Consider the following 4,910-nt stretch of genomic DNA (forward strand, 5'->3'; position numbering starts at 1 on the left):
TGACCGTCACCTCCACGGCCCCGGAAGGACCGAGGTACTGCGGCTTCACCGGGTTCTCGATCCGCAGGACGCCGTCGGCGTACGCGACCGTGGTCTGCTCCGCCGCCTTCACGTCGCGGCCCTTCGTCGCGTTCGCCGGCAGGACCTCGACCAAGGTGTCGGCCCGGTCCGCGGCGATGAACAGGATCCGGCCCGCGGGGACGTCCAGGACGGCACTGATCGGGGCGGAGGTGTTGAACGTCTGCATCGTGCTCTCCCTTGGGTGTGTGGCCCGCTCTTCGTGTGGCCCGCTCTTTCGGAACGATGGAAACACTACGTTGCTTTCCATGTCACGACAACGAAAGCTTTGCCTTGAAGCTGCATCAGTGCAGGTCAGAGCAGGGAAATCATTGCAACACCCTCTCGATTAACGCAACGTCAGACCATCTGCACGTTGCAATGAAGTGAAGGTGAACGCTATGGTGGCAGCGTCAGGGAACGCCGAGCAGCACCACGGAGCACCCGTGGGGCACGAAAGGGGCCGTGATGCCGGGAGGCAGGCTCACCCAGCAGGAACGCCAGCAGATCGCGGTCGGGCTGGCCGACAACCTCGCCTACGCCGAGATCGCCCGCCGTCTCGACCGTCCGACCTCCACGATCACGCGTGAGGTGATGCGCAACGGGGGCGCCGCCGGCTACCGCGCCGACCTGGCCCACCGCGCCACCCAGAAGCGCACCCAGCGGCGCACACCGGCCGCGCCCCAGGGGCCGCAGGCGCTCCCGCAGCCCTACGGACGCGACGCCGGGGCCGTGCGCGAGTACGAGGAGGCCCTCACCACCGTCTTCATGACCTCGGGCCTGCCCAAGATGATGGCCCGGGTGCTCGGCAGCCTCTACACCACCGACACCGGCAGCATGACCGCCGCCGAACTCGCCCAGCACCTCCAGGTCAGCCCGGCGTCCGTCTCCAAGGCGATCACGTTCCTCGAAAGCCTGGAGCTCGTCCGCCGGGAACGCGACCAGCGCCGCCGCGAGCGCTACGTCGTCGACGAGGACCTCTGGTACCGGTCGATGATCCGCAGCGCCCGGGCCAACGACCAGTTCATCGAGACCGCGCGCCAGGGCGTCGGCGTCCTCGGCCGCGGCACCCCGGCCGCCGCCCGCCTCGAAAGCGCCGCCCGCTTCCTCGACTTCGTCAGCGAAGGGCTCATCCGCACCGCGGAGCAGTGCCGCGAGGTCCTCTACACCGGAACCGAAACGCCCCCCGGTGGCACCGACGCCGCCCCGCGACCGGACGGCGCGTAGTCGGCCTTCGGCTCCTGGCGCGCCGACCCATGAAAATGCCGCTGCCCCGTACGGAACTCTCGTACGGGGCAGCGGCGTTGAACGACCGGATCCGCTACGCGTTCGGCACGGTCGCGTAGCGCGCGGTGCCCTCGGCCATCTGGCGCAGGGCGTCCTTGCGGTCCCGCTTCGACAGCTTGTCGATGTAGAGGAACCCGTACAGGTGGTCCGTCTCGTGCTGCAGGCAGCGGGCGAAGAAGCCGGTGCCCTCGACGCGGATCGGGTGGCCGTTCTTGTCGACGCCCGTCACGGCCGCGTAGTCCGGGCGCGGCAGCTCGGCGTAGGCGGTCGGCACCGACAGGCAGCCCTCGTTGCCGTCGTCGAGCACGCGCTGGCGGTCGGCCGGGTACTCCTCCAGCACCGGGTTGATCATGTGGCCGATGTGGCGCACGCCCTCGTCGTCCGGGCAGTCGTAGACGAAGACCTTCAGGTCCACGCCGATCTGGTTGGCGGCGAGGCCCACGCCCTCGGCCGCGTACATCGACTGGAACATGTCGTCGATCAGGGCCGACAGCTCGCCGTCGAACGCGGTCACGTCCTTGACCTCGCGGTGCAGGACGGGGTTGCCGACCACGGTGATCGGACGCGCGGTGCCCTTGGTGAGGTCGGGCTCGTCGCCGATCACCTTGACGGGCGCCTCGGGCGCCGCCCCCTCCACGTCGTGCTCGTGCTCGTGGTCGTGCTGCTCCGCCATGTCTTCCGCTTCCATAGGTCTACGCGTACCTCACCAGGGTACTCAGCAGACTTCTTCGAGATCCCGGTAAGCCCGGGTTCCGGGGGCGGCCGCGACCCAGCGGTCCAGCAGGGCGCGCACCAGGTGCGCGGGGGCGGCGATCCCGCACTCGCGCTCCACCAGCCAGGACATCCCGGCGGCCCCGCCCTGGCTGAGGTGGCTCAGGTGGCCGGGGTGCGCGGCGTCGCCGTCGTCGTGCGGGTCGTGGTGCGCGGTGTGGCCGTCGTCCGCGGCCATCCGGCTCTCCGAACAGGCCCGGCACAGCAGCCGCACCGAGGACGTCCAGTCCTCGGCGGCGTAGCCCGCGTCCGCGACCAGCCGCTCCAGCGCGTCCCGGTCGCCCGCCGTGGCCGCCTGGAGCAGCACGACGTACGTCGGCACGGGGGACGGCGCCCACAGTTCGATCTCGTCGAACACCGGGTAGGCGATGCCGTCGGTGACCCGCTCGCCGTGCGGGGCGCCGTCGTGCAGCACCACCTCGCCCCAGCGGCGGCCGGAGGACGGCAGCGGGATGGACAGCACCTCGATGCGGGCCGGGTCCAGCCGCCGGCCCCACACCACCTCGGACTCGCCGTCCGGGGACAGCCGCACCGGCGTCGTGCCGAGGTCCAGGCTGACCGGGCCGTCCGGCTGCCCGCCGGGGCCGCCGGGCAGCTTCAGCCCGTAGGCCTGCCAGGCGCGGCGGGCCAGCGGCCAGTCCTGCAGCGCGGTCGCGGTGATGCCGAGGTTCCACCAGTCGGGGGCACCGTGCTCGCGGTCCAGCAGGGCGACGGCCCGCAGGCCGGCCGAGCGGGCCTGCTCCCAGTCGCGGCGGAACTTGTGCAGCAGGGCGAGGTTGAACCAGGAATCGGAGAGCCACGGCTCCAGGTCGGCGGCCATCACCAGCAGCGCGCCGGCGTCCTCGTAGCGGCCGTCGCCGATCAGCGTGAAAGCCCGGTCGGTCGTCTGCCGCCAGGTGGCGGACGGCCGGTGCCGTGCCCGGTGGAAGATCCTCACGTTCGTCCCTGCCGTCGTCGTCCGCTCAAGTCCCGTACCGCCGCTCCCGCGAGCCCCCGGTTCGGGGGAGGACGGGGGCTCCTTCCTCGGGGGTACGGGCCCGCTGCCCCGGGTCGGTGTTCCACGCTACGACCGCATCCAACCACGCCCGCCCCCGGGCGCGCTCCCCACCGGCGGGGTCGGGGACGCCCCTACCCAGCCTGCCCGCCCCGCCGCCGCACCTCAACCCCGGGGCGCGGAGCCCGCGCCCCGGCTCCGGTCCGCTTCCGGCCGCCCCCGCCGTACCGGTGGTGCGCCGGGTGTCCGCCCTTGGCGTCCGCGGCGGACAGTCAGCCCTGGCCTGGCCCCGACGTCCGCGGCGGGCAGTCAGCCCCTGGCCTGGCCCCCGACGCGGGCCAGGGCGTCGACGACCCGGGCGTCGTACACCCGGCCGCGGCCCAGGCGCAGCACCTCCAGCGCCTCCAGCCGCCCCACCGCCTCGCCGACGCCGCGCCCGCGGGCGGCCGTCAGCAGGTCGTCGTGGGCGTTGGCCACCCGGATGATGCGGGCCGCGAGCGGCACCGAGCCGTCGCCGCCGGCCGGGCCGGGGAAGGGGTCGGCCAGCCGGGCGACCTGCTCGGCCACCTGCCGGGGCACCCCGGTGCGGCTGATCACCTCGCTGCCGAGGCGGGCGATGCGCTGCTGCTCGGCGCAGGGCAGCAGGGCGGTGGCGCCGTCGGGCACCGGCTCGACCAGCGACAGCTGCCCGACGTCGTGCATCAGCGCCGCGTACTCCAGCAGGGCGAGTTCGCGGGTGCCGAGCCCCAGTTCGCGGCCGAGTGCGCAGGCGGTGTCGGCGACCCGGCGGGCGTGCCCGTGCGGGGTGTAGCCGGCCACCTCGGTGGCGCGGGCCAGGCTGGCGATGGTCTGCCCGGTGGTGGCGCGGACGGCCGCGGCGCGCCGGAACGACACCTGGGCGAGCAGCAGCGGGGTGCAGAACAGCGGCAGCGCCCACAGCCCGACCTCGCCGGCGGCCAGGCTGACCAGCATCCCGGTGGCGACGATCGCCGAGCCGATGCCGAACAGCGCGTGGAGCTCGTCCTCCAGCGCGGCCGAGAACCGCAGCCCGGACCTCGGCCCGCTCCGCTGTCCGCTCCTCTGTCCGGTCCGCCGGCCGGTCTTTCGTCCGCCCTTCGGGCCCCGGGCGCGGGCCCAGTCGCGGCGCAGCAGGGCGGCGAGCGTGGCGTCGCAGAGCGCGGCCAGCGCGGCGACGGCGGTCAGGAACACGCCGTACGCGGGCCCGTCCGGCGAGAAGCGGTCGACCAGGCCGCTGTTGTAGAGCGGCTGGAAGACGGCGGCGGCGAACCCGACGCCGAGCAGCCGGCGGGCGGCGCTGTCGCGCCGGACGGGGTCGGCCCACGGCGGGCGCCGGTGCGGGCGGCCCGGGTGGGGCAGTGCGAGCCCGGGCAGCCAGGAGAGCAGCAGGCCGACGCCGGTGACCGCGACCACCTGCAGCGTGCCGTGCGCGGTCGGCAGCCCGCGCAGCGGCCCGAGCAGGGCGTACGCCAGGGCGCCGGCCGCGCCGATGGGTGCCTGCTCGCGATCGCCCGGAAGGGTGATCCGGACGCATTCGCCGAGCGCGATCAGCGCGGTGAAGGCGAGGGCGACCCGGGGCTGCTCGACCCCGCGCTCCGCGACCGCCGCAAGCGCGACGGCCAGCAGCCCGGCCGCCGCCACCCGCACCGCGTGCGCCGCCCACCGGCCGTCCCGCGGCCGGGCCTCCTCCGGCCGGCGCGCGTTCACGGCTGCCCGGCCGTGGGGATGCTCCCGCCCTGGGCGGGCACCCGGCCCGGGGCGGACCGGACGGGCTCCGGCACAC

General features: G+C 74.4%; 3 protein-coding genes and 2 pseudogenes. 1 reads left to right on the forward strand and 4 read right to left on the reverse strand.

Annotation, left to right across the window (positions count from 1 at the left end; genetic code table 11):
• Positions 1-247, reverse strand: a pseudogene (locus AB0O00_RS29580) (hypothetical protein); the annotation flags it as partial.
• Positions 248-525: 278 nt separating this feature from the next.
• Here AB0O00_RS29580 and AB0O00_RS29585 point away from each other — a divergent pair.
• A complete protein-coding gene (locus AB0O00_RS29585; RefSeq protein WP_363656923.1) occupies positions 526-1,284 on the forward strand; it encodes a helix-turn-helix domain-containing protein in 759 nt (252 codons plus the stop codon).
• Between the two features lie 94 nt (positions 1,285-1,378).
• Here the strand turns inward: AB0O00_RS29585 and def are convergent.
• The 3 genes and pseudogenes from def to AB0O00_RS29600 all read right to left on the reverse strand — a co-directional run.
• Positions 1,379-1,921, reverse strand: a pseudogene (gene def / locus AB0O00_RS29590) (peptide deformylase); the annotation flags it as partial.
• Positions 1,922-2,059: 138 nt separating this feature from the next.
• A complete protein-coding gene (locus AB0O00_RS29595; RefSeq protein ID WP_363656925.1) occupies positions 2,060-3,052 on the reverse strand; it encodes a hypothetical protein in 993 nt (330 codons plus the stop codon).
• 366 nt (positions 3,053-3,418) lie between these two features.
• A complete protein-coding gene (locus tag AB0O00_RS29600) occupies positions 3,419-4,834 on the reverse strand; it encodes an HD domain-containing phosphohydrolase (protein ID WP_363656927.1) in 1,416 nt (471 codons plus the stop codon).
• Between the last annotated feature and the right edge of the window lie 76 nt (positions 4,835-4,910).

Origin of the sequence: Kitasatospora sp. NPDC093558 (genome assembly GCF_040683475.1) — a bacterium.
Classification (GTDB): domain Bacteria; phylum Actinomycetota; class Actinomycetes; order Streptomycetales; family Streptomycetaceae; genus Kitasatospora.

What these genes read in the sequence shown, in the direction of transcription:
- AB0O00_RS29585 (WP_363656923.1), top strand. Translation starts at nt 526, where the DNA reads ATGCCGGGAGGCAGGCTCACCCAGCAGGAACGCCAGCAGATCGCGGTC.